Origin of the sequence: Leadbetterella byssophila DSM 17132 (assembly GCF_000166395.1) — a bacterium.
GTDB lineage: Bacteria > Bacteroidota > Bacteroidia > Cytophagales > Spirosomataceae > Leadbetterella > Leadbetterella byssophila.
Genome location: NC_014655.1, coordinates 2,555,001 through 2,580,431 on the forward strand (window position 1 = coordinate 2,555,001; position 25,431 = coordinate 2,580,431).

A 25,431-nucleotide genomic window follows, 5' to 3' on the forward strand; every position below is an offset into this window, starting at 1 on the left:
GATGATTTTTTCGCTAAAAAATAAGTTGGCTCTCATCACAGGAGGAGGAGCAGGAATAGGTTTAGAGATAGCCCGCTGCATGATTGCAGCCGGAGCTAGAGTAGTCATCACCGGGCGAACCGAGTCAAAGTTAATCACTGCTGTTAAGGATTTAGGCCCCTCAGCATTGTACAGAATACATGACGTTACCGCACATAGTACCCATGAAGCCCTGATCCGAGAGTTAGAAGAAAATGTAGGGGACATAGATATCCTGGTGAACAATGCAGGGATCAACATGAAGAAAAACGCCCTCGAAGTCAGTAATGAAGAATTTGCCTCCATCATAAACACTAATCTAAACTCCGTCTTTGCCTTAACACGGGTAACGGCAAAAAGTATGGTAAAAAGGGGGAAAGGAGTAATCTTGATGATTTCTTCCATGGCTGCTTATTATGGCATAGACCGCGTGGTGGCTTATGCCGCCTCAAAATCAGGCATAGAAGGGATGGTCAAAGTATTGGCATCTGACCTCTCTCCAAACGGCATACGTATCAATGCCATAGCTCCGGGATTTATTGAAACAAGCATGATGAAAACGGCCTTCGGCTCTGATCCGGACAGGATGCACAAGGCCATGGATCGTACACCTTTGGGGAGATTTGGAAAACCGGAAGATGTGGGATGGGCAGCCGTGTACCTTGCCTCTGATGAGGCTAATTTTATTACTGGGGTTTCCTTACGCGTTGATGGTGGAAATGCAATTGGTTTTTAGATATGAAAAAATGGACCATCTTCTTCTCATTGATCTGCAGTCTAACTGTAAAAGCACAGATCTTTTCCTCTAAGCCCACAAACTGGGACCTGGTGGGGAAACCTATCTACGTCTCTGATTCTGAGCCCACAGTAGTGAAGAAAGCTGCAGAGTTACTTTCGGAAGATATTGAAAGAGTGAGTGGAAAGAAATCTCCTGTAGTTCATCAAAAACCTGAAAAGGATTTTGTGTGGATAGGTACGGTGAGCGAAAACCTTCATTCTATTTTAGGGAAAGATTTTCCAAAAAAATGGGAAGAATATCTGATAAAATTTGATGCACAAAAGAGAGTACTTGTGATCAGCGGTGCAGACCGAAGAGGTACTGCATATGGAGCCCTCACCCTCTCAAGGGAAATGGGCGTATCCCCATGGTACTGGTGGGCAGATGTACCTGTAAAAAAGAAATCTAACCTCTATATAAATGCAAATCTGCAAATCCAAGATGCCCCTGTGGTACAGTATAGAGGAATCTTTATCAATGATGAAGCCCCAGCCCTCAGCTCATGGAGCAAGGAGAAATTCGGTGGATTCAACCATCAATACTATTCCAAAGTTTTTGAATTGATGCTTAGGCTAAAGTCAAATTACATCTGGCCAGCCATGTGGGGAAATGCCTTCTACGATGATGATCCCAAAAACATACAGATAGCAGATGACTACGCCATAGTCATAGGAACCAGCCATCACGAACCCCTGCACAGAGCACATGACGAATGGAGAAGATACGGCAAAGGCCCCTGGAATTTCGTCCAAAATCCGGATGCTCTCAAAGAATTTTGGAAAACAGGAATGAAAAGGTCGTGGAACGAAAACATCACCACCATAGGCATGAGAGGGGATGGTGATGAACCTATGACCAGAGAAACAGCCACGGAACTCCTGGAAAAAATAGTTGACCAACAAAGACAGATCATAGAAGAAGTCACCGGAAAGCCTGCTTCAGAAACTCCGCAACTCTGGGCTTTATACAAGGAAGTTCAAGATTATTACGACAAAGGAATGCGGGTTCCTGATGACGTCACTCTGCTCCTATGCGACGACAACTGGGGTAACCTTCGTAAACTTCCTACCTTAAATGCATCCCCTAGAAAAGGAGGTTATGGCATCTACTACCATTTTGACTATGTAGGTGGACCCCGCAACTATAAATGGCTTAACACCACCCAAATCATGCGGGTTTGGGAACAAATGAACCTGGCCTATGAACACGGAGTGGAAAAGATATGGATAGTCAACGTAGGAGATATCAAACCCATGGAGTTTCCTATCTCCTTTTGGTGCGATATGGCTTGGAACCCGGAAAAGATGTCACTGGAGAATGCAGTAAAATATCCCATCCTTTGGGCAGAAGAACAATTTGGGAAGAGCTACGCAGCAGAAATTGGAGACATACTTCAACGCTACACCCAGTATAATCATAGACGTACCCCTGAGCTTTTAGATGCAAAAACCTATTCCTTAGAAAATTACCAGGAATGGGAAAAAGTACATGCCGATTATCAAAAATTGAAGTATAGAGCGGAAAAAATCAAGCTCCCCGCAGAAGCTTACTCGGCCTACTTCCAACTGGTTTTGCACCCTGTAAAAGCCATGGCAAATTTATACGATCTGTATTATCAGGTAGCTCTTAACCATCAGGCACATAGCAAATCCTACTCTACCACAGCAGATTACGCAGAAAAAGCGAAGAAAGCTTTTGAAAAGGATAGTTTGATCACTCTGGAATACCACCAGCTGAATGGAGGCAAATGGAATCACATGATGAGCCAGACCCATATAGGATACAGAATCTGGCAACAGCCCCCTTATAACATCATGCCAATGGTTTATACCCAAAATGGAACCGTAAAACCGGAACCCATCTCCAAGCATACACCCCAAAAAGCGGTAATTCATAAAAGAGAGAAATATCATCAATTCATAGAAGTAGATGGCTATATTTCCATTCAAGCCAGTAATTTCAGCAAGTCAAATGGAAACCAGTGGAAGATCATACCGGAACTGGGTAAGCACGGAGCAGGTGTAAGCACCTATCCTACCACTTTGCCGGCGAGTACTCCCGGAGGAGATTCGCCCTATTTAGAATATGAAATCCATACCTATAGCTCTGGACCTGTAACGCTCACTTGTAGCTTTGCACCCTCCTTAAATTACCATTTTACAGAGGATGGCCTACAGTATGCCATCTCTGTGGATGAGGAAGCGCCTCAGGTGATCAGTCTGAACAAAGAAGATAAGGACAGTATATCCGGCATTTGGAATAAATGGGTGGCGGAAGCAGAGATAAAAAAAACATCTACACACCAAATAGATAAGCCGGGAAAGCATGTAATCAAGTTTTGGAGAGTCAATGCCGGAGTGGTATTGCAAAAAATAACAGCAGATTTTGGAGGTTTAAAACCTAGCTACCTAGGACCTCCCGAAACTAAACCTTAATTCAACCTATGAAAAGTAAACTAATTCCTATCTTGCTCCTAGGGCTGGGAGCATGCGCGCAGAAACAGGAAGTGGGCCTGAAAGATGTCTTCGATTACCAAATCGGTACGGCTTTAAGCATCCAACAAATTCAAGAGAAGGATCGGAAAGCAGACAGTCTGGTGAAGAGACAATTCAATGTCCTCACTCCAGAGAACATCATGAAGAGTATGTTCTTGCAGCCTGAAAGAGGTAAATTTGACTTTGCGGCCGGAGACCAATTGATCCAGTATGCTGAGAAAAATGGAATGAAAGTGGTAGGTCATACCCTGGTTTGGCATAGCCAATTACCCCCTTACGCTCAGCAAATCAAAGACAAAGAGGAATTCAAGGCCTTCATGGAAGACCATATCAAGGAGGTAGCTTCTCACTATGATGGCAAAGTTCAGGGATGGGATGTCATCAATGAGGCCCTTGAGGAAGATGGAAGCCTTAGAAAATCTATCTTCTTAAACCTGTTAGGAGAAGATTATATTACTGATGCCTTCAAACTAGCCGCTAAGTATACTCCGTCCAGCGAACTCTATTACAACGATTACAATATTGAACAACCAGCCAAACGTGCAGGAGCTATTCGTCTAATCAAAAAGGTTCAAGACGCAGGATTAAGAATAGATGGCGTGGGTATTCAGGGACATTGGATGGTAGGAAAAGTACCTTTTGAGGAAATTGAAAAGAGCATCATAGAATATGCCGCCTTAGGTCTTAAGGTCATGATCACGGAATTAGACATTGAAGTTCTTCCTCGAAATTTCACCGGTGCTGAAGTAAGCAAGCGAATAGAAGGTGGAGAAAACCTAAACCCTTACAAAGACGGTCTTCCGGATAGCGTACAGCAACAATTAGCTTCTGATTACGAACGTTTGTTCCAAATCTTTGAAAAACATAAGGACAAAATCACCCGAGTTACCTTCTGGGGAGTACATGATGGTCAAAGTTGGCTGAACGGTTGGCCCGTTCCAGGCAGAACGAACTATCCTCTACTTTTTGACCGAAACTATCAGCCAAAACCTGCCTACCACAAGGTGATGTCTCTAAAGAATAAATAAGATGAAATTATCAGTTACAGAAAAAATAGGCTATAGTTTAGGCGACCTGTCCGCTAACCTGGTCTTCCAGACCTTGATGACCTATCTGGCTTATTTTTATACGGATGTATATGGGCTTTCCCCGGATGTAGCCACTCCTATTATCTTCACTGTAGGCATGGTGGCGGCCTTCGCTTTTAATCCTCTGATCGGGGCACTTGCAGATCGTACACAAACCCGATGGGGGAAATTCAGACCGTGGATTCTGATTACTGCCATACCGCTGAGTTTATCTGCCTTATTGGCCTTTAGTACTCCGGATTTTGAAGGAAAGGCAAAGGTGATCTATGCTATCGTCACGTACTCCCTATTACTATTCTTATATGCCGCTAATAACCTGCCCTATGCTGCACTTTCCGGTGTGATCACAGGAGACATGGGAGAAAGGAATAGCTTGTCGTCTTACCGCTTCATTGCCGTAATGGTGGCCCAGTTTTCTGTGCAGTCCCTCATGTATCCTTTGATTAATAAGTTGGGCAACGGGAATCAGGCAGAAGGCTTTTCCAAAGTGATGGTCTATCTCGCCATTGTAGGTGCCGTTTTAATGCTTATCACCTTCTTTACTACTAAAGAAAGGATAGTTCCCAAACCGGAGCAAAAATCTACTTTGAGCCAGGATCTGGCAGACGTGAAGAACAATAAACCCTGGTGGATCATGCTGTTTACCACCATATTGGTCTTTATTACCTTAGCCATGAAAGGTGGAACCTACTTGTACTACTTTGAAAACTATGTGAGTGCTGAGAGCTTAGCGGAGTTCTTAAATCGATATACCTGGCTCTCCTCAGAAGCTCCCGTAGCTACAGGCTTCAGTCTCTTTAATGGCTTGGGCATCATCATGATGATTATTGGTATTGGATTCTCCAAAAAGTTTGCCGACAAATACGGAAAGAGAGACACCTTCATGGCATCTCTATTCCTATGTACCATTCCTATTGTAGCTTTTTACTTTATCCCTGCAGAAGCAGTAGGAACTATTTTCCTGGCACAGATTATCCATGGATTCTTCTATGGAATCTCCACTCCCATACTGTGGGCCATGATAGCAGACGTGGCGGACTACAGCGAATGGAAAAACAACAGAAGAGCTACAGCCATGATCTTCTCTGCTATGATGGTTGGCTTAAAAGCAGGTTTAACCCTGGGCCAATCTTTGATCACCGGTATTCTAAATCATTATAATTATGTACCAAATACGGTACCGGCAGAAAATACCATTCACGGCATAGTGATGACGGTCAGTATTTTTGCGGCTGTTCCCTTCCTACTCTCTGTAGCTTTGCTCTTCTTTTATGAGATAGACAAAAAGATGGAAGTTCAAATTGAATCAGATTTAAAACAAAGAAGATAGATGTTAAAACCCTTATCACCACCTCTGGTTACTCACATGTATACCGCTGATCCCTCAGCGCATGTTTTTGAAGGAAGATTATATTTTTACCCTTCACATGACATTGATGCTGGAATTCCATTTGATGACTTGGGATCACATTTTGGAATGGAAGATTATCATGTATTTTCTGTAGAAGGAGACGAGGTCATAGACCATGGATTGGCCCTTCATATCAAGGATGTTCCGTGGGCTGAGAAACAAATGTGGGCACCAGACGCTGCCCATAAAGATGGGAAATACTATTTCTTTTTCCCTGCCAAAGCCAAAGATGGTCTATTCCGCATAGGAGTAGCTGTTGGTGATAGACCCGAAGGTCCCTTCAAAGCTCAACCTGAAGCCATTCCCGGCTCTTACTCCATAGACCCAGCCGTATTTGAAGACGAAGACGGAGCATATTATATGTATTTCGGAGGACTGTGGGGAGGACAACTTCAGCACTATAGAAACAATGCATATAGTCCGGATTATCTTGAACCTGAGGCTCACGAAAATGCCTTAGGACCTAGAGTAGCTAAAATGAGCGATGACCTGCTATCCTTTGCAGAAGAGGTAAGAGAAATCAAAATCCTAGACGAGAACGGAAATGAACTCAAAGCCGGAGATCACGATAGACGCTTTTTCGAAGCGGCATGGGTGCACAAATACAAGGGGAAATACTATTTCTCCTATTCCACCGGCAATACACATTACCTATGCTATGCCATAGCTGATTCTCCCTACGGACCATTTACTTACAGAGGTCGGATCTTAAACCCAGTGATAGGTTGGACCACCCACCATTCCATAGTTGAACACGAAGGAAAATGGTACTTATTCTACCATGATAGCACTTTAAGTGAGGGAGTAACCCACCTAAGATGCGTTAAGAAAGCAGAAATAACTTATGATGAAAATGGAGACATTCAAACCTTAAATCCTTATCTGGAATGAAAAAGTTCATCTTCTTTTTTCTGATTTTAGGTTCATTACAAGCCCAAATCCGATTGCCAAAGCTGATTAGTGACGGCATGATCCTGCAAAGAGATGCCCCGCTAACCCTTTGGGGATGGGCGTCCCCGGGAGAATCCATTGCGCTGACTTTGGCCGGTAAAACATATAAGACCAAAACCAGTCCTCAGGGCGACTGGAAAATCCAAATACCTGCCCATGCCGCTGACGGAAAAGCACATGAGATCAGCATAAAAGGGAAAAATCAGATCATACTGAAGGATGTATATTTCGGGGATGTGTGGTTATGTTCTGGCCAAAGCAATATGGTGCATCAATTAGATATCCATGATGTCACCTATGCCCGGGACATAGAAGAGGCAAACTTCCCTCTTATCCGACAATTCCTGGTACCCACCATAGGTAGATTACAAGGCCCGGCCAAGGATCTTTCAGGGGGTAGCTGGCAGAAAGCTATAGGAGAAAATGTACGCCCCTTCTCTGCCGTAGCCTACTTCTTTGCCCGGGAAATTCACCTAAAATATGGAATTCCTGTAGGGATTATAAATTCCAGTTACGGTGGAACCCCTATCGAAGCCTGGACCAGCGAAGAAGGACTTAAGGACTTCCCAGATTTCACGACTACTTTGAATAAAAACAAAGACAGCATTTATGTAGCTGAGACCCAAAAAGCTGCCTTTACTCCTCCTAGGGCAAGTAAAGACCTAGGGATGGCAGAAAAATGGTTCAGCACAGAGTATACCCCCAAAGCGTGGAGAAGCATTCAGGTACCAGGATATTGGGAAGATCAGGGAATAAGAAACCTGGATGGGGTAGTTTGGTACAGAAAAGAGATCCAAATCTCTGCAGACGCGTCCCTTGATGCTCCAAAATTATGGCTAGGAAGAATAGTGGATGCCGATGAAGTGTTTATCAATGGCCAAAAAATTGGAGGTTTTACCTATCAATATCCGCAGAGAAGATATAAAGTGCCTCAAAACCTTCTGAAACCGGGAAAGAATCTCATAGTAGTAAAGGTGAGCAACTTCTTTGGAAAAGGAGGATTCGTGCCAGATAAACCTCATGCATTGATCCTAGGTAAAGACACCATAGACCTACGTGGAGAATGGAAATACAAGGTAGGAGAAGTTTTCGAGCCTCAAGCCCCAAGACCTATGGGAATTAGTGTCCAAAATCAACCCTCCTCACTGTTTAACTCTATGATACATCCTTTCGTCAATTTTAGCATCAAAGGTGTTCTTTGGTATCAAGGAGAAAGCAATGCGGGCCGACCTCAAATCTACGAGAAGCAGATTCGCGCCTTGGTAGCCGACTGGCGACGACACTGGCCGGAGGTGCCTTTCATCCATGCTCAATTACCCGGATTCATGGAATATACCTACTTGCCCACAGAAAGCAACTGGGCTCAGCTCCGTGAAGCCAGCAGAAGGACATTAGATATTCCACGCACGGCCATGACCGTGAACATTGATTTAGGGGAATGGAACGACATTCACCCGGATAATAAGTTAGACGTAGGAAGACGCATGGCGCTAGCCGCCAGAAAAATAGCCTATGGAGATGAACTTGTCTACTCGGGACCAATCATACAAAAAGCCCAAAAACAAGGACAAAAAATCATTCTAAGTTTTGAACATATCGGTTCTGCACTAAGCACGGCAGATGGTGAAGAACCTCAAGAATTTGCAGTGGCCGGTTCGGATAAGAAATTCAAATGGGTAAAGGCTACCCTTCAAGGTAAGCAGATTCTCCTAGATATTTCAGAGCTACCAGAAGCCAAATACGTACGATACGCCTGGGCAGATAACCCGGTGAATCCTAATGTCATAAATTCAGAAGGACTTCCCGCAAGTCCATTTGAAATAGAAGTAAATTAAAAGTTTCTTCAGTAGATAAGGTAGCCGGAATTCCGACTACCTTATTTTTATAGTGGTATTTTAGGGAGTAAAACTTGCACACTAACGATTCATGAGAAATGCGTGAATCTCTTATAGGAAGTTGCGGGTTAAATTAGTTTTCATAGTTGTATTCCAGCATAGCGCAATTATCACACTGTGCATAGATTTCGGGCTCAAAGTCGAGAATAAATTTCTCTTGAAAAGTGTCATCTGTATTCCACTTTCTTAGTTTGACTGATTTACCTTGATATCGGGCCGTAACTTCATACCGTCCCATAGGGATATCTTTTAAATGGTATCCGTCAGGAGACTTTAATTGAAGTGTAGTACCTGTACTTCCATCAATCAGGGGTGTTAATGGAGTAAAGGTGAATTCGATCTGCTTGTCGTCTATATAAACTCCCGGATAACTGTCAAAGGTAACCAGCCCTCCGTACTCCCCAGATAAAGGCTCCGGTCGCTTTCCAGTGAGTTTCCATTCAAAGTTTCTAACGGCCCCTTCTCCTCCGAATCCGGCAGGATTATCGGGGTGAAGATAGAAGGAGTACGACTTCCCATTATAATTTACCGTATGTTGGGCAAAGGCAAACCAAGAGCCGGTTGGGACTTTAACTTTGTAAGTCCCTTTTTCACTGGTAAAAGTGGAAATATTTGAATTGTAAAAGATGGTATGATCCACAATGATCTTAACTCCTTTCAAAGGTTTTCCTGACGCATCCTTAGCCACACCACTGGCATACCCTTGTTGATAATTGACTTCTCCAGGCTGAACTTCGCCATCTTTGGAACAAGACAAAAGAAGCAATAGGCCTAGTGCAAACACTGACATTTTCATTTCTTTAAGTAATAGCTTTAAACTCCTTCCACAGAGCGCATGCTTATGGACGAATTTGACACAAAATTAGAAATCAACCAATACCCCCGTAAGCGTATCTCTACTCAAAAAACAAATTAGGTATTACTACTTATACGTACTTCTACCTAAAATACAAAATACGTATTTCCACTCAAGTTTAGGTGGTGAACCTGCCATAGATTTGCATGTCAGATCTTCTATTCTGGAGAGAATCCTTCCTTCTATGAGGTCCCCCCCTCCGAACTCCTCTCTCTTAGAATAGAAGCTGACAGAAAAACTATTACTATATGTTCAAGCTATTTCTTAAACTGACCATTGCACTTGCAATATGTACCTCATTGCAAGCATCCCAGTACTCCTCTCCCTTTGGAAATAAATACTGGATCATAGAATCATCTACCATCCAGCCGGCCCTTGATTTGGATCTTGATGGAAAACCGGACACAGATATCTTAAAGATAACTCCTGCTTGTGAAAAGGATGATGCGCTGCTCTTCCGCGCTGACGGAACCATTCTAACTCATAGAGGAAAAGTTAAATGTGAAGACGACGAAGAAACCGAAGAAGAAACAGGAGAATGGACTTATGATGCCTCATCTAAAAAGTTTACCCTGCACTATTTTGATAGCAGAAAACCTGTGGTTGCTACCCTTACAGAAATTAGCGCCAACCGGATTGTAGCGGTAGAAACACATAAAAGTGCTAAAGGTCAACACACCATAAAAACGGTTCTAAAAGTGAAGTAGAACCTTGTAAAAATACTTTTTGATTATAAAACTGGATCCCACACAACTCTTCCTTACACCCACCTAATAAGAATTTTAGGTTTTTACCCGTCAGAATATGCGGTAAACTCCTAATTTTACGTTAGTTATAATCGAAAAAGCATTACATCACTATATGAATTGGACCCTAAAAGGATCCCTAACCCTATTCGTACTATTGACCATACCCCCATTGAAGGCCCAAACCTCCCTTCAAGACAGTAGTAAAGTGTACTGGTATATAGAATTGGGCGATCAAAAGAATGCAAAAAATGCCATTGACTCTGCTGAGTATTATTACCAAATGGCCGGTGATTTGGCAGAAAAAATAGGTTTCGACAAAGGCTATCTGGAGTTTACCGGACATTATACCGGCTTTTTGTACCGTCAGGCAAGGTATCAAGATGCACTGAAGGTTGCGGAAAGGCAATTGGTAGTGGGCCAAAGATCTAAAGACCTAACCCGAACGGCCAATGCTTACAACAATATGGCCCTCCAATATCAAGCCATGGGCAATATGCAGGAAGCTGCAAAAAGCCTCATGAAAGCCTTGGATATTTCTCATAGGTCAAAGGATCAGGTCAATCAGCAAAAGTACTACACCAATTTAGGTTCCCTCTTTATTGATCTAAAAGACTATAAAAAGGCCGTTCGCTATGCAGGTAAGGGCCATGAACTCGCCGTAAGTCTGAAAGATACCTTCAAAATAGGCAGGAGCTTGATAAATCTGATGGTGGCAGAGATCCTGGACGAGCAGTTAGATCAAGCAGAAAAACATGCAAAAGAAGCTGTCCTTATCGGAGAAAAATACCAAAGTAATGACTTGATCATGTCTGCGTATTGTAATCTGGGAGATATTTATCTCCGTAAGAAAGATTACAAGACCGGCCTTGAAACGCTTTTAAGAGCACTTCCTCTTCTCCCTAACAGTCCTCCGGACTATCAAGCTTACGTATATCAGGGAATAGCAAATGCCTACAAGTACTTAGGTCAATACCATGAAGCCAACCAATATTTTTCCAAAGCCCTAAATCCGGGAAACGAGTACTTACCCCGGGCGGAATATTCTGCACTACTCTTATCAGGTTCAGAGATCAAAGAAGCCCTTGGAGACTATAAAGACGCATTAAACCTCAGAAAGCAATATGAGCTCCTGAACGACTCTCTTCTCAATGAAAACACCCAAAAAAACCTCCACGATCTGGAAATTCAATACCAAACGGCCGAAAAAGAGCTGAAACTTGCTCAGCAACAATTGGAGATTGACCGGAGAAATAAATGGATCATCTATGCTTCCAGCTTAGTAGCGGTACTCATTGGGTTATTGATCTTTAGCCAAAAAATAAACAGACAAAAGCGGAAAACCATGGAGACCCTACACCGTTCTAATTTGCTTGAAGCGCAATTAGCCGGCGAAGAAGAAGAACGTTCCCGTACAGCCAGAGAGCTTCATGACGGTGTGGCCAGCATTTTGTCTGCTGCTAAACTCCATCTTCAACCTAGTACTCCTATTTATTCACTGGTAGACCATGCCCTTCAAGAAGTCAGAAACATTTCACATAATATGGCTGCAGAAGTAGTAGGTTCAGAAGGTTTAAGCTATGCTGTCCGAGAGTTTTGCCAAAGAGTTTCCCACCCTTTACTGAATATTGAATATATTCAGGTAGGTGAACTTCCCAAAATGAATAAAGGGGACGAATTACTGCTATACAGAAGCATTCAGGAAGCCGTTACTAATATTGTTAAACACGCGCAAGCTTCCGAAGCTTTAGTACAAATAGCCTCTGATGGTACAAGAATGACGGTCTCCATTGAAGATAACGGTGTAGGTTTTGATCCGGACCAACTGAAAAAGCCCGGTATCGGACTGAAGAGCTTAGCGTCCAGAATTCATTTGTTGGATGGAACTTACGAAGTGGTTTCTGCTCCCGGAAATAGCACTTCGGTTTATATTGAATGCAGTTTTGAAAAAGATAATATCCCAGCATGATTAAAGTAGGAATTGTAGACGACCATGATTTGATCCTCCATGGCTTGTCGCATATGCTAAGCCACCAAAACCTCTGCACTGTAGTCTTCCAAGCCAGTTCAGGAGAGGATACGTACAATAAGCTCCAAGAAATCCCTATTGATGTCTTACTCTTAGACATAGAATTACCGGACACGAATGGGGTGGAACTATGCGGGAAATTGCTAAAATCTTATCCCACCTTAAAGATCATCGCCTTAACCAATCACGATGAAACCATGTGGGTAAGGAAAATGCTTAGAGCAGGTGCATTAGGATACTTGCTGAAAGGTACAGATAAGGGAAACCTACTTCAAGCTATCTCTACAGTGTTTGAGGGCCAACAATTCCTGGATCCACAAGTACAAAATGCCATTCTCCAACAAACACTCAGCGGTAGAAAAAACTCCATAGAAGTAAAACTAACGAAGAGAGAAACAGAAATCCTGGCCTTAATAGCCAATGAATATTCTAATCAAGAAATAGCCGACAAACTCTTCCTCAGCATTAGAACGGTCGAAGCTCACAGAAATAGCCTCAACCAAAAACTGGACATCAAAAATACCGCAGGATTAGTTAAGGAAGCGCTTTTGAGGGGACTGATTAGTTAAAAAAAGCCTATGGCTTATTTTAACTTAATAATTACCAATTAATAATCTCGAAACAAAAAATACTAATGTTCCTTTGACCGAATTTTAGAGGCCGTTCGAACGTAGTGAGAGAGGCCATTCTAAAATTCATGTTTTTTTGCTACTTTTTTGCGCCAAAAAAGTAGAGAAAGAATACTCATGTTTTTTGGTTACTTTCCGTAAGGACGGACCCTTTGCGTCAAAAAAATAAAGAAAGAATATTCATGTCTTTTAGTTTAAGAGGCGCTCCTTTAAATAAAGTCCAGTTTTATCCTAATAGACGCCTCTCGATTAACTAATAATTAATACTTTCCGAAGAATAAATACTAATGTTCCTTTGACCGAATTTTAGAGGCCGTTCGAACGTAGTGAGAGAGGCCATTCTAAAATTCATGTTTTTTTGCTACTTTTTTGCGCCAAAAAAGTAGAGAAAGAATACTCATGTTTTTTGGTTACTTTCCGTAAGGACGGACCCTTGCTCCAAAAAAGTAACAAGAAGAATATTCCTGTTTTTTTGCTACTTTCCGTAAGGACGGACCCTTTGCGTCAAAAAAATAAAGAAAGAATATTCATGTCTTTTAGCTTAAGAGGCGCTCCTTTAAATAAAGTCCAGTTTTATCCTAATAGACGCCTCTCGATTAACTAATAATTAATAGTTTCGTAAGAATAAATACTAATGTTCCTTTGACCGAATTTTATGGTCCGTTTGAGCGAAGCGAAAGAGGACATCATAAAATTCATGTTTTTTGGTTACTTTTTTGCGCCAAAAAAGTAACAAGAACAATATTCATGTTTGTTTGCTACTTTCCGTAAGGACGGACCCTTTGCGTCAAAAAAATAAAGAAAGAATATTCATGTCTTTTAGCTTAAGAGGCGCTCCTTTTAATTAAGGTCCAGTTTTATCCTAATAGACGCCTCTCGATTAACTAATAATTAATACTTTCCGAAGAATAAATACTAATGTTCCTTTGACCGAATTTTATGGTCCGTTTGAGCGAAGCGAAAGAGGACATCATAAAATTCATGTTTTTTTGCTACTTTTTTGCGCCAAAAAAGTAGAGAAAGAATACTCATGTTTTTTTGCTACTTTCCGAACGGTCGGACCCTTTGCGTCAAAAAAAGTAGAGAAAGAATATTCATGATTTTATAGTTACTTTTCGTAAGTATTGCCCTAAGCAAAAATTATTAGGAACTAACATTTTCAGATCAATAAGTATTATTTAGGACGGTAATTTTAACTATTTAAATACTAAATGACCCTAAATTTTTAGTCCAAAAAGCCAAAGGCTTTTATATAACCTTCCACAAATTTCACTTCTTAAATAAATGCTCATTTAGGGCTTCCGGCTTGGCGCAGCAAACCTGATCCAATACCTGCTGCAACTGCATCTTCAGAATGGTGATAGCATGATCTCCACCCTCGGCGCCTAAAGCCGCCACGCTGTACATAAACGTCCTACCTAGAAAGGCAAATTCAGCACCACTTGCTAAAGTTCTGGCGATGTCCGGACCTGTTCTGACTCCACTGTCCATCATGATCTTGATCTTTCCTTTAAACTCCTCAACTATAGGCTCTAAGGATTTGATGGCAGATTGGCCGGCGTCCAACTGCCTACCACCGTGATTAGATACGATCACACCATCTATCCCATACTTAATAGCTTTCTCCACATCTTCCGTAGATGCTACCCCTTTCATCACCAAGTTGCCTTTCCAACGATCACGTATCGTTTGTAATCTTTCAGGAGTAATTCTTCCGGAAAAGGTTTTATTCATGTATTGTCCCAACTGCTTCATGTCTAAGCCTTTGGGCATGTACTTCTTCATGGTGGCAAAGTTCGGAGTACCATAGTACAGGGTACTCAATGCCCACACCGGATGTGTACAGATCTCCAAAATGTTCTTCAAAGTCATCTGTGGAGGCATGGCTAATCCATTCCTTATGTCCCTGGGTCTATACCCAAAACTAGGCACATCACTCAAAACCACTAAGGTCTTACATCCTGCATCTTCCAGTCGCAAGAACATATCGTCACGAAGTTCGTCCTTTGCCGGATGATATAGTTGGAACCAAAACTTCCCGTCTGTAATCTGACCAATATCTTCAATACTCGCCGTACTAACCGTGCTTAGTATAAAGGGGATATTATGCTCCACTGCCGCCTTTGCCAGGATCTGCGGGGAATTCGGCCACATCAGCCCCTGGAGCCCCACAGGAGAAATCCCAAAAGGGGCATCATAGGTATGACCAAATAATTCCGTCTTCATCTCAGGAACCTTGTATTCCCTCAAATAATAAGGTATCAATTCAATCTCCCGGATATCGGCAGTATTTTTAAAGAGGTTAACGTCTTCGTTACACCCCCCATCTAGATATTCAAACGCAAACTTCGGCATCCTCTTCTTCGCTTTGCGAATCAAGTCATCTATGCCGGGATATTTTACATTATACATGCTACCAGTCAAATATTAAGCTCAGCAAAGGTACATTTATCCTTCTGTTAATGTAATTAATTTAGCAGGAATTCCTCCCTCATTCCAATGTTCATGGATCACCATAGCAGCCCCAATAGCAGAAGCCTGAGGAACCTCCACCGTCCATACTTCCCTATCTGGTAAAGCTTTTCTTAGCATCTGCATAAACAGGTGATTCTTCCCGAAGCCCCCATCTACAAAGATCTTAGGAATATCTTCTATCACCCAACTGCTACTCTTCACTTGAAGGGCCACGAGATCAGAAATCAGTTGGTGATAAGCCTCCTTATAGCTCATGAATTCTAACCAGTTTCTGCCCTTCCCTTGAATAGGATTTCGAACCACAAAATCATTCAAATCCAGTTCTTCTCCTTCCCAATCCGGATCAAAACCCGTAGCTAAAACCTCCTCCCTACTCACCTCATAAAGCATACTGATCTTATCCACCTCCTCATCGTGAAAGATTCCGGCTAACAACCTCGCAGCCTTGATGGGCTTTTGGTCAATTCTTAAATAGCATAGACAGTCGTTTTCTAATTCCTCCTCCGTCAAAATGGAGGTAGTAAAAGGATTAAAGGTGATATTCCAAGTACCTGTAGATATCAATACAAATGGGTCCTTAAACGTCCTTAAGTAGGGAAGTAAGGCCGAAGAGGAATCATGTAAACCTATGCCTATAGCCAGTCCATCCACACCTTTTTTTACTTCTGAGGCGGGATGTAATGCAGGTAATAAATGACGAATACCCTCTTCCTCTACCCACTTATGATAATCTCCCTTCTTAAAATCCCAGAGTTTGGTATGGCAACCCACGCTGGTAATATCTGTACAAGCTTTCTGTGTAAATAGAAAACTCATATAGTTAGGAAGGTGCAAGATCTTTCGCACAAAGGCGAACACTTTAGGCTTTTCATATTTCAATCGATAAGCCAATAGTCCGCTGTTTAGGCTACCCAAAACAGGTGAAGCAGTAGAAGCCGCCACTTCATTTCCATATTGAGCATAAAAACGCTCCTGCAAATCCTGAGGATAGGATTTCAGGTAGTTATATAAAGGAGTTAAGACCTTATGATTTCCATCTAAGAATACCAAAGAAGCACCATAGGTACAGAAGTTGACCGCCTTCAAAGGATAAAGAGTCCTAGCATCTTCGTAGGTACTTTTCACCCATTGCTCCAAAGCATGCAAATCCTCACAGGGATCTCCATCCTCATCCAAAGCCTCTTCGAAATGGGTGCTCTTTTGCCATTTGATCCTATATTCCTGATCAAAGACAAAAGCCTTCTTATTCGTTTTTCCTATATCGTAAATCAGAATGAAACTCATAGACCGGTCGACTGCTGAAATCCTCTTTCTGCTACAAGTTGCTTACGCACTTGCAAATCTCTGAATAGACCTAAAGGCTGTAAAGCCCCTCCGGTTTGAAGTCGAGCTTCAGCCACAAGCGCCCTTACATCTGTGCGGAAAGCATGTTGCAAGATCTCTTGGGCACGCACTACATCAGATTCCATTTGAGCCTGCTTTAGCGCTTGCTTATCTACAGATAAAGCCTGCGCATACGCTATCATCAATGCTTCTACAGATTGTAAAAGATCTTCTAAAGGATCCTTCACATTATGTGAGGCGTCTATCATCCATCCCAGATCATTGGCATGATTCATACCGCGAGCATCCATTCCTTCCACCAGTTCATTGAAGATGAGAAAAAGCTGGTATGGCTTGATTGAACCTGTGGTTAGGTCGTCATCTCCATATTTGGAGTCGTTAAAGTGGAATCCGCCCAGTTTTCCCTCCATCAATAGTAAGGAAACGATTTGCTCTATGTTAGCATTCGGCAAATGATGTCCCAGATCCACTAAGGTGTAGGCTTTCTCGCCCAATTTATTGACATAGGAGTATGATTGCCCCCAGTCGCCCACAGTGGTACTGTAGAAATTAGGTTCAAAGGCTTTGTACTCTAAGAACAATTTCCAGTCGGCTGGCAAACCAGCATAAATCTCACGCAGACTTTCCAGGGTATTCTCATAGGCTCTGCGGAAGTTGATTTGCCCTGGAAAGCAAGAGCCGTCTGAAAGCCAAACGGTAATGGACTTGGACCCTAAGGCCTCTCCGTGGCGGATGACCTCTAAATTATGTGCTATAGCCTGATCTCTTACTTGCTTATCCACGTTCTGCAGGGATCCGAACTTATAGGAATACTCCTGATCCTTTTGGTCCTGGAAGGTATTGGAATTAACAGCATCAAAGCTTAGGCCTAGTTCGGCCGCTAAGTTCTTCAGGGCTTGATGATCTTGAGGAATATCCCAGGGAATATGCAGGGAAACTGCTCCGGAAGATTGGTTCAGCGCGTGCAATAAGCCTACGTCTTCCAACTTCTGCTCTATGGTTCCCGGCTCCCCACCTCCGGGAAATCTCCCGAAACGAGTACCTCCCGTACCTAAAGCCCAGGAAGGAATAGCTACCTGGAAAGCCTTCAACTTCTCAATGATCTGATCTGCATCTGCTATTTCATCTTTAGCAAAGCGCAACCTTTTATTGTGCAGGGCTGATTGATCCGTATTATGATTATCTATATGTTTTTTATCTAATCTCATGTCTTTAAGGTCAAATTATCTGTAAAATGCCATGGCTACACCTCCATCTACATTCAGTGCATTTCCGGTGCTCTTGTTTAACAATCCGGAAACAAAGGCAAAGCAAGCGTTCGCTATGTCTTCCGGAAGTATGACTTCGTTTAGCAAGGTACGTTTTGCATAGTAAGCAGGCAACTCCTCCACGCTAATTCCATAGGCTTTGGCTCTGCCTTCTGCCCAGCCTCCGGCCCATATATTGGAATCTGCTATCACTGCGTCCGGGTTTACTGTGTTGACACGGATTTTTGCCGCACCTAACTCTGCGGCCATCAAGCGGGAGAGATGCGCTTGTGCCGCCTTCGCAGATCCGTAACCCGGATTATTTGGACCGGCCACCACCGCATTTTTGGATACTATATTTAGAATATCGCCCCCAATGCCTTGCTTCTTCATTAAAGCGATTCCGGCTTTGGATACTATAAATTGTCCTTTCACTAGGATATCATAAAGTCTGTCCCATTCTTCTAAGCTATGTTCTTCAATGGATTTCGAGATGCTGATTCCTGCATTGTTCACCACTATATCTACTCCACCAAAAGCCACCGCAGCGGCTTTAAAGGCAACTGCCGCACTATCCTCATCTGTTACATTCAGAAAGGTAGCCGCTACCGCATCTTTCCCAAATGTGCTAACGAATTCTTGTCGGGTACTTTCTAACCTTTGTCCGTCAATATCGCTCAATACCACGCAGGCACCTTCTTGAGCAAACTTTTTGGCTATAGCCTTACCAATTCCTCCCCCGGATCCGGTCACCAGAGCTACTCTACCCGCCAGTGCCTTAGGCTTAGGCATGCGTTGTAGTTTTGCTTCCTCTAATAACCAATATTCTATATCAAAGGCCTCTTGACGGGGTAAAGACGTATAAGATGAAATAGCTTCTGCACCCCTCATCACATTGATGGCATTGACGTAATATTCTGATGCTAGTCGAGCGGTGGTTTTGTCCTTCGCAAAGGTGAACATTCCTATACCGGGATACAAGATCACTACGGGGTTTGGATCACGCATGGCGGGAGAATCAGGATGCTTACAAGTTTCATAATAGGCCTTGTATCCCTCTCTATATTCTTCGAAGACGGGTGTCAACTTTTCCTTCACCTCACTTAAATCCTCAGTAGGGGCTAAAGGCAATACCAAAGGGCTGATCTTTGTCCGCAAGAAATGGTCCGGACAGGAAGTTCCCATAGGAGCCAGTCGGGCAAGGTCTGCAGAATTGATGAATTCCAGTACCCTTTCATCATCTGTAAAATGCCCCACCATGGAGCGTTCTGATGAACAAAATCCTCTTAATACCGGGGCTATTTCTGCCGCTCTATCTCTCCTACCTTCTTCTCCAAGAGAAGCTAGTATGGCACCACCAAAAGGCACTGTGACCTTGCTTTCAATATACTCTGCGCATTTCTCAATCACCTCTAGGGTATTGACATAACTTTCATAAGATGTTTCACCCCAGGTAAATAAACCGTGTGATCCCAGCATGATACCTTTTAGTGTGACACCCCTTTGTTCCGCTTCCTGTACACAGGCTCTCAGGGATAAGCCTAGCTCAAATCCGGGTCTTTTCCAGTCTACCCAACCTATCTCTCCCTGAAACAAATCCTCCGTAATAGCTTTTCCATCTTTTGCAGCAGCTATGGCTATGGCGGCATCTGGATGTAGGTGATCTATATGTTTATAAGGCAAAAATCCATGTAATGGGGTATCTATAGACGGGGCTTTAGAGTTCAGATCAAAGATGCAATGATTGAACAAAGCTACCATTTCGTCCTCAAAATCCACTCCTCTATATACTCTCTCCAGAGCCCTTAATCTGTCTAAATAGAGGGCCGCACATCCGCCCCGGGTCAAAGTACCAATGTCCCCTCCAGAACCTTTGATCCACATGACCGGCACTGCTTCTCCCGTCAATGGATCCACATCTGTAATCTTCACTGAGGTATTTCCTCCCCCATAATTCGTCAATCTCAAGTCTGCACCAAGAAGATTGGATCTATACAGAAAAAGATCCACTTCATTGTCTATTTTGGAGGCCTTCTCCTCGTCCCACAAATAACTCACGTGCTTAAATTCCATTGTATCTAGTAGGTTTAATTATATAGAATTTCCAATTCCCACGAGGAATATGGATAATAAAATCAAAGTAATGCCCAAGACAAAGGTCCGGAAGGTACCCTTACTCACTGCACTCCATTCTTTCAGGTACAAGCCCCAAAAATTTGCCGTCAGAATGATGGTAGCCATGTGCAGGATCCAGGAGCTGGCTCCATTCCCTAACTTACTTTCTCCCATGCCATAGAAGAAGAACTGTATATACCACATGGTTCCGGCTAAGGCGGAGAAAAGTATGTTTCTCACAATAGGCGTCTGCCCATTCGTATAATCCTTATATGAACCGTTCTTGAAGTTCAGGTATAGGCACCATAGCAGATTAGTGGTCAATCCTCCCCAGAGTAGAACCACATAGGTGACGTTATTCTGGAACAAAGGATTATTTCCCTGTTGAACCGCCACATCAGCCATAGGCTTACCTGCCTCTATGCCAAAATTGAAGAAGGCGGAAAGTAAACCGGAAATCACCGCTATCACTATTCCTAAGCCAAAATTGAATTCTGAAGTGCTTTCTTGCTTCGCTTCTGTACTCAATTCATTCTCTTTTAACATGCCTGCCTTTCCTGAAACGTAAATCCCAATCAAGCAGACCAGAATTCCTAAAAGTACGAGTTGCCCACCTGTATGTTGAAGCATATCTGAGAGGGAAGCCTTACCTTCTACCGGTGAAAAATTATAGTAAATGGCAGGTCCCAGTGATCCTAAAGCGGAGCTCACACCTAAGATGACAGAATTACCTAAAGACATGCCCAGGTATCTGACTCCTAAACCATACGTTAATCCTCCTATGCCCCAAAGTACACCTAGCCCATAAATCAAAAACTTGATGGAAGAGTCTGTACCTGCAATGATACTTCCAAAATCATCTACCGTGAGCCATGCTGCTAAGGGTGGTACTATTAACCAAGAGAATAATCCCCCCACTATCCAATAACTCTCCCACGACCACTGTTTTACTCGTTTGAACGGCATGTAAAAACTGCCGGAAGAAATACCCCCCAGGGTATGAAATAGGATTCCTAAAATGGTTTGCATAGTTAAGGTTGAAGTTTATGAATAGCAAATATCGTCCCAGGGACTGTATTAACCGTCCTATACTCTACTGCTATCTGAATGAATTTTAATAACTTTTTTTAATGATATTAATTACTATTTTTTATCATAAAGTCATTAAGTCCGGGTTTCAAGGCCTTTTTTTGTCCTTTCCATTCAAAAGTCCCGTCCACTCCATTCGGAAGAGCAATTTGGACTTTCCATTGGCTATCCACTAAGGTATAAGAGGCGCTGATTTTGCCGTTGGGATGCGGAATTTCACCGGAAAGCTGCTTCAAATCACCTAAATGAGGTTGGATTTTCACTTTCGCAAAGCCGGGTGAATCACTATCTATACCTAAAAGTATCCGGTAGAACTCAATGTTTGGGCTAGAGCCCCAGGCGTGGCAGTCCGAACGGGAACCTGAAACATCAGACATCTCTGCCCAGGTAGTCAATCCCAGGCGTAGGTTTTCTCTCCAATCATCTAAGAAGGACAAATACTCTTCTCCTCTACCGGCCTTTACTAAAGCCAAATGGAGATAGTATTTAAAGTAGATGGAAGCGGGTGCCAGATCTTTTTCTTCTAAGAGTTTCCGGGCTATAGTCTTTGCCTCCTCCGGAGTTACCGTTTCGGTCAGAATGGCCAGAGTATTGGCATGTTGAGAATACAAATCCTTTTCTGAACGATCCGCAAACAGGCCTCTTTCTGCCACCCAATACCGCTTTTTCAGCATCTGTTTCAACTTTTCTGCTTTCTTCAAATACATCTCTCGGTATACATTTACACCCAAGTCCTTTTCCAAGTTTGCAGCTACTTGGTAAGCCCAGAGCAACTGAAAATCCAGTATGGCTGAGCCTCCGTCTGCCCCAAAAGGTCCTTCCCCGCTTTTCCAGTCTTTGGCACTCACCCAATCCGTAAACCTCCATTGGGGTAAATCTCTGAGAGAACCTTCCTCGTTTTCATACCTTTGGAAATACTGTAAAACCTGATGAACTCCACTCAACTTTTGCTTCACAAATCCGATATCACTGCCGTACCTGAGGTAGTCATAAAGCATACCTATGTACCAAAGTGAAAAAGTGGGTATGTATTGAGGTGTATAGGAAGGATGTCTGCTTAGGGTGATCCCTTCCGGTTGGCGGGATTGATCCATCAAATTCAAGGCATTCTTTAAAAGTCTATCATCACCACTATTGTAAAGACTGACCAAAGCCTGGATACGGGCATCACCTATGTATTGCAACTGCTCATAGTAGGGACAATCCATGTAGGTATCTACTGCACAAAGACGGGCGGTTCTCCATCCCACCTCCAGCATGTCCTGCATCTCCCCAAGCTCCGAATCCATTCTTGCCTTCATTTGGAAAGGGAAACCCACAAAGAGACTTTGTAGATCCTCAATTTCTAAGGCTTCTTCCTGCGTTTCCACCTCCATCAGCAGGTATCTGTAGGTTCGGTAGCTATACGTTCTAAAGACCTCTCCTCTCCTTCCAGCTGATATTAAACTGTCCTTTCTGCCTATGAATTTCTTCCCCTCTACCTCATTTCTATTTCCCTTTTTCATACGGTCATCGTACAAGGCTTCTGCATAAGACAGGCTGATTTTAGCACCTTTCCCCCCGCTGAATTGTAGAATGGGATAGGCATTAGTAAGGTAACCTTGGTCTAAAAGTAGGCTAACTTTCTTCCTTGCCGGTAGATGAATGGGCTCTTTTACCTTTGGGAAATTATTGAGGCTTACGCCTTCCGCTTTAACCACTTTTCCCAGCCGTTCTATTTTTCGTTCCAAAGGCGGGAGAATAGAGGCCTGTAACATCCAAATATTGGTAGTTCCATAGGGTCCCACAATGGTGTTAGGCAAAGCCCTAACAATATTTTGGGCAGGTTTCCACCCTTCGCCTTTTCCCGTTTCCCAATCAGGAGTATACTTATTCAAGTCCCTCACTTCTCCAGGTCCGGCTACATAATAGAAGGGAACTTTTAGAGGGAGAGGAGCAAAGCTTTCGTCCCTTCTCCCTAGCCAGGAAGTACCCGTAGAGATGGAAGGGTCTGTCACTCCTTGTAGAAGAAATCCGGTTCTTACGGAGAATTGGGCCTCCGGGCGGTACTCTCCTTCGTTCCAGACCTTAGCAGCGATCCAGTTTTTCCCAGGTTTTAGATAAGGAGAAAGGTCATACTCTTCATAGTTCCAATGGGAGATATCTCCTCTGGCAGGTCCGAAACCTATCCATTCACCATTGACATATAATTCATATCGGTTATCAGCGGAGACATACACCACATAGGATTTAGGAACAACGCTTAGAGCTACTTCCTTTCGAAATTGGTAGATGCCGTATTCTGTAGAAGAATAACCGGGAACACTGATCCAATGAGCGGTCCAGGCCTGCTTTTTATAATCCACCTGTCCCCAAGCCAGGGCACAAGTGAGCAGGATGAGAGAAATAATTTTCATATGTTTTCATAGGTTGAAGTTTATGCGTTCAAAGACGTGCCCTGCCCTACTCATCCATATCGCCCATCTACATGGCACTTCAGGCATCCATACAGCCCCTCTTTGCCTGGAAAAAAATGAAGGTATAATGCCTATTCCTGCGCCTGCCTGTACTAGCGCCTCCAGTTGGTCAAAATTCCCTACTTCATGAACCGTTTGCAGCTCCTTTATGCCTAGTCCACCCACTACTATACCTTTCTCCCCTCTTAGCGTACTCACTTCACAACTACAAAATCTGGGATCTGACGGAGGAAACAGCACTCTAAGGTTTCCTTTTTGGATGGTGGCTTCTACCCATCCGTCAGGCACTTTAGCCCAAGTGCAGTGTACGGCAAGGTGAATTTCATCTCTCTTAAGGGCGTCAATCAAGGAACTTGCCTCATGAAAGAGCTTCCACTTGAAATCATATTCCTCTAAGGCCGTAGCAAAAACCTTTAGAAGTCTTTTCAATTCCTCCCCTGGGGTATAGGCCATAAAGCCTATCTGCAGGGTCTTCTTCTTATCTCTTAGTCGGGCTAAGCCCTCCAAACTCTCTTTTTGCTGTTCTACAAGCTTCAGTGCCTCATGGTAAAAATACACTCCTTCTTCTGTGAGGACTACTCGTTTATGCGCTTTTTTCTGAGTCTCATCTATGAGTTTTACTTGAAGTTCTTCTTCCAAAGCCTGTATCTGCCTAGTCACGGCCGGTTGAGTAACACCTAACCTTAGTGCAGCTTTTGCATAGTTTAGTTCTTCTGCCAGGGCAATGAAATAAGTCAGGGTTCTCATAAGGAATCTCTAAGGGTTACGTGAAAGGGATTTTGCCACTGCTGTTTAGAATGTTTAAGTACCAGTTCCGCAGCTTTTATCCCCATGGCTTCAAAATCTGTGGAGATGGTAGTTAGACCGTTCATTATATACTTCTTAGCTTTGGTCTCATTGTAGGAGATAATGCCTATATCCTTTCCCACTTTCAAGTCTTGCATTTGTTCCAAAAGTTCAAACAGATCATCCTCCATAAGATTAATGAACACGTCACCTGCTTGTACCTCTTCACCTTTAACTTCGTGTACTATCTTATGTTCAAAGACAAAGCTTTCGCAAAACGACAAGAAACCTTCCAGGATTTCCTTTGGGTAATAAGAATTCTCCGGGAATACCAGTTTAAGTACCTTGTATTTTTGCAAAGCATCTAATAATTGAACTAATGCTTGGTACAGGTCTCTACTAAAGTTCTCATAAACTGCCCCATACGAGCCTTTGAGCTCGGGAAGTATCTTATCTACCAGAATGAGGGAGGAAGTAGGAATCTTTTCCAAAGCTTTAACGGCTAACTTTTCTCCTTCTATGAAATGGGGAATCACTACGTAATGGGTGTAATTATTCTTGCTTTTCTCTTCTAGCAGTCGGCAGAACATGCGGGCATCATTGTTGTAGATATAAAAATCTACGGAGGCTTTGTCGCCTAATTCCCTTACAAAAGCATCATACACTATTTTCTTATGCGCGCTGAGTTTATTGAAGAGCAGAAGGACACGGTATTCCTGCTTGATTTCTGTTGACTTTACAAAATAGCCTTTGCCCTGAAAAGCCTCCAGAATACCTAGCTTACGAAGTTCCTTGTAGCTCTTCTCTACGGTTAGGCGGGATATGTCAGTCTGGAAACTCAATTCATTAATAGAGGGCATGGAGTCTCCTTGCTGCAAAACTCCACTTTTTACAGCCTGAATGACAGCATCCATTAATTGTCGGTACTTAGGTGTAGCCGAGAGTTCATCAACTGTTACTAAAAACCTTGACATAATGTCCTAAATATAGGCATTGAGCCCTATTTTTTCGTATTTTTGTACC

At 43.0% G+C, this 25,431-nt stretch carries 18 protein-coding genes; 9 read left to right on the forward strand and 9 right to left on the reverse strand.

Annotation, left to right across the window (positions count from 1 at the left end):
* Position 1: 1 nt before the first annotated feature.
* From LBYS_RS11595 to LBYS_RS11620, 6 genes are read left to right on the forward strand one after another with little or no spacing between them, the layout of a single operon-like run.
* Positions 2-754, forward strand: a complete 753-nt coding sequence (locus LBYS_RS11595; RefSeq protein ID WP_013409046.1) for an SDR family NAD(P)-dependent oxidoreductase — start codon at positions 2-4, stop codon at positions 752-754.
* Between the two features lie 2 nt (positions 755-756).
* Positions 757-3,231 carry a glycosyl hydrolase 115 family protein gene (locus LBYS_RS11600; RefSeq protein WP_013409047.1) on the forward strand — a complete coding sequence of 825 codons (2,475 nt, stop codon included), beginning with the start codon at positions 757-759 and terminating at the stop codon, positions 3,229-3,231.
* 8 nt (positions 3,232-3,239) lie between these two features.
* Positions 3,240-4,319 carry an endo-1,4-beta-xylanase gene (locus tag LBYS_RS11605; RefSeq protein ID WP_013409048.1) on the forward strand — a complete coding sequence of 360 codons (1,080 nt, stop codon included), beginning with the start codon at positions 3,240-3,242 and terminating at the stop codon, positions 4,317-4,319.
* Between the two features lies 1 nt (position 4,320).
* Positions 4,321-5,709 (forward strand): MFS transporter, encoded by a 1,389-nt coding sequence (locus LBYS_RS11610; protein WP_013409049.1) that lies wholly within the window; start codon positions 4,321-4,323, stop codon positions 5,707-5,709.
* Positions 5,710-6,681: a glycoside hydrolase family 43 protein gene (locus tag LBYS_RS11615; protein ID WP_013409050.1), complete on the forward strand. Its 972-nt coding sequence runs from the start codon at positions 5,710-5,712 to the stop codon at positions 6,679-6,681.
* Positions 6,678-8,576 (forward strand): sialate O-acetylesterase, encoded by a 1,899-nt coding sequence (locus LBYS_RS11620; RefSeq protein WP_013409051.1) that lies wholly within the window; start codon positions 6,678-6,680, stop codon positions 8,574-8,576. The genes LBYS_RS11615 and LBYS_RS11620 overlap by 4 nt, the downstream gene beginning before the upstream one ends.
* A 133-nt stretch (positions 8,577-8,709) precedes the next feature.
* Here LBYS_RS11620 and LBYS_RS11625 read toward each other — a convergent pair whose 3' ends face one another.
* Positions 8,710-9,426 carry a carboxypeptidase-like regulatory domain-containing protein gene (locus LBYS_RS11625; RefSeq protein ID WP_013409052.1) on the reverse strand — a complete coding sequence of 239 codons (717 nt, stop codon included), beginning with the start codon at positions 9,424-9,426 and terminating at the stop codon, positions 8,710-8,712.
* 314 nt (positions 9,427-9,740) lie between these two features.
* On the opposite strand from LBYS_RS11625, the gene LBYS_RS11630 reads away from it, so the two are divergent.
* From LBYS_RS11630 to LBYS_RS11640, 3 genes are all read left to right on the forward strand, one after another.
* Positions 9,741-10,199, forward strand: a complete 459-nt coding sequence (locus LBYS_RS11630; protein ID WP_013409053.1) for a lipocalin family protein — start codon at positions 9,741-9,743, stop codon at positions 10,197-10,199.
* A 154-nt stretch (positions 10,200-10,353) separates the two neighbouring features.
* Entirely contained in the window at positions 10,354-12,207 is a 1,854-nt protein-coding gene (locus tag LBYS_RS11635) for a tetratricopeptide repeat-containing sensor histidine kinase (RefSeq protein WP_013409054.1), read from the forward strand.
* Positions 12,204-12,836 carry a response regulator gene (locus tag LBYS_RS11640; RefSeq protein ID WP_013409055.1) on the forward strand — a complete coding sequence of 211 codons (633 nt, stop codon included), beginning with the start codon at positions 12,204-12,206 and terminating at the stop codon, positions 12,834-12,836. The genes LBYS_RS11635 and LBYS_RS11640 overlap by 4 nt, the downstream gene beginning before the upstream one ends.
* 1,329 nt (positions 12,837-14,165) lie before the next feature.
* Here LBYS_RS11640 and LBYS_RS11645 read toward each other — a convergent pair.
* The 8 genes from LBYS_RS11645 to LBYS_RS11680 form a co-directional block, all read right to left on the reverse strand.
* Positions 14,166-15,308, reverse strand: coding sequence for an alpha-hydroxy acid oxidase (locus LBYS_RS11645; protein WP_013409056.1), 1,143 nt, complete (start codon positions 15,306-15,308; stop codon positions 14,166-14,168).
* Positions 15,309-15,344: 36 nt separating this feature from the next.
* Positions 15,345-16,655 (reverse strand): FGGY-family carbohydrate kinase, encoded by a 1,311-nt coding sequence (locus tag LBYS_RS11650; protein ID WP_013409057.1) that lies wholly within the window; start codon positions 16,653-16,655, stop codon positions 15,345-15,347.
* A complete protein-coding gene (locus LBYS_RS11655; protein ID WP_013409058.1) occupies positions 16,652-17,923 on the reverse strand; it encodes a sugar isomerase in 1,272 nt (423 codons plus the stop codon). Before LBYS_RS11655 ends, LBYS_RS11650 begins: the two co-directional genes overlap by 4 nt.
* 15 nt (positions 17,924-17,938) lie before the next feature.
* Positions 17,939-20,035 (reverse strand): bifunctional rhamnulose-1-phosphate aldolase/short-chain dehydrogenase, encoded by a 2,097-nt coding sequence (locus LBYS_RS11660; RefSeq protein ID WP_013409059.1) that lies wholly within the window; start codon positions 20,033-20,035, stop codon positions 17,939-17,941.
* Between the two features lie 18 nt (positions 20,036-20,053).
* The gene (gene rhaT, locus LBYS_RS11665; RefSeq protein ID WP_013409060.1) at positions 20,054-21,106 is read right to left on the reverse strand and encodes an L-rhamnose/proton symporter RhaT; all 1,053 of its coding nucleotides are present in this window, start codon (positions 21,104-21,106) and stop codon (positions 20,054-20,056) included.
* A gap of 107 nt (positions 21,107-21,213) precedes the next feature.
* Positions 21,214-23,562, reverse strand: a complete 2,349-nt coding sequence (locus tag LBYS_RS11670; protein WP_013409061.1) for a family 78 glycoside hydrolase catalytic domain — start codon at positions 23,560-23,562, stop codon at positions 21,214-21,216.
* A 6-nt stretch (positions 23,563-23,568) separates the two neighbouring features.
* Complete coding sequence (locus LBYS_RS11675; protein ID WP_013409062.1) at positions 23,569-24,369, reverse strand: LysR family transcriptional regulator; 801 nt, start codon at positions 24,367-24,369, stop codon at positions 23,569-23,571.
* Complete coding sequence (locus tag LBYS_RS11680; RefSeq protein ID WP_013409063.1) at positions 24,366-25,382, reverse strand: GntR family transcriptional regulator; 1,017 nt, start codon at positions 25,380-25,382, stop codon at positions 24,366-24,368. The genes LBYS_RS11675 and LBYS_RS11680 overlap by 4 nt, the downstream gene beginning before the upstream one ends.
* Positions 25,383-25,431 lie beyond the last annotated feature (49 nt).

Bases quoted from the DNA above. Each gene is read 5' to 3' on its own strand.
- LBYS_RS11620 (WP_013409051.1), top strand. From the start codon at position 6,678: ATGAAAAAGTTCATCTTCTTTTTTCTGATTTTAGGTTCATTACAAGCC.
- LBYS_RS11630 (WP_013409053.1), top strand. From the start codon at position 9,741: ATGTTCAAGCTATTTCTTAAACTGACCATTGCACTTGCAATATGTACC.
- LBYS_RS11610 (WP_013409049.1), top strand. From the start codon at position 4,321: ATGAAATTATCAGTTACAGAAAAAATAGGCTATAGTTTAGGCGACCTG.
- LBYS_RS11650 (WP_013409057.1), bottom strand. From the start codon at position 16,655: ATGAGTTTCATTCTGATTTACGATATAGGAAAAACGAATAAGAAGGCT.
- LBYS_RS11670 (WP_013409061.1), bottom strand. From the start codon at position 23,562: ATGAAAATTATTTCTCTCATCCTGCTCACTTGTGCCCTGGCTTGGGGA.
- LBYS_RS11595 (WP_013409046.1), top strand. From the start codon at position 2: ATGATTTTTTCGCTAAAAAATAAGTTGGCTCTCATCACAGGAGGAGGA.
- LBYS_RS11640 (WP_013409055.1), top strand. From the start codon at position 12,204: ATGATTAAAGTAGGAATTGTAGACGACCATGATTTGATCCTCCATGGC.
- LBYS_RS11600 (WP_013409047.1), top strand. From the start codon at position 757: ATGAAAAAATGGACCATCTTCTTCTCATTGATCTGCAGTCTAACTGTA.
- LBYS_RS11605 (WP_013409048.1), top strand. From the start codon at position 3,240: ATGAAAAGTAAACTAATTCCTATCTTGCTCCTAGGGCTGGGAGCATGC.
- LBYS_RS11625 (WP_013409052.1), bottom strand. From the start codon at position 9,426: ATGTCAGTGTTTGCACTAGGCCTATTGCTTCTTTTGTCTTGTTCCAAA.
- LBYS_RS11645 (WP_013409056.1), bottom strand. From the start codon at position 15,308: ATGTATAATGTAAAATATCCCGGCATAGATGACTTGATTCGCAAAGCG.
- LBYS_RS11655 (WP_013409058.1), bottom strand. From the start codon at position 17,923: ATGAGATTAGATAAAAAACATATAGATAATCATAATACGGATCAATCA.
- LBYS_RS11680 (WP_013409063.1), bottom strand. From the start codon at position 25,382: ATGTCAAGGTTTTTAGTAACAGTTGATGAACTCTCGGCTACACCTAAG.
- LBYS_RS11615 (WP_013409050.1), top strand. From the start codon at position 5,710: ATGTTAAAACCCTTATCACCACCTCTGGTTACTCACATGTATACCGCT.
- LBYS_RS11660 (WP_013409059.1), bottom strand. From the start codon at position 20,035: ATGGAATTTAAGCACGTGAGTTATTTGTGGGACGAGGAGAAGGCCTCC.
- LBYS_RS11675 (WP_013409062.1), bottom strand. From the start codon at position 24,369: ATGAGAACCCTGACTTATTTCATTGCCCTGGCAGAAGAACTAAACTAT.
- LBYS_RS11635 (WP_013409054.1), top strand. From the start codon at position 10,354: ATGAATTGGACCCTAAAAGGATCCCTAACCCTATTCGTACTATTGACC.
- rhaT (WP_013409060.1), bottom strand. From the start codon at position 21,106: ATGCAAACCATTTTAGGAATCCTATTTCATACCCTGGGGGGTATTTCT.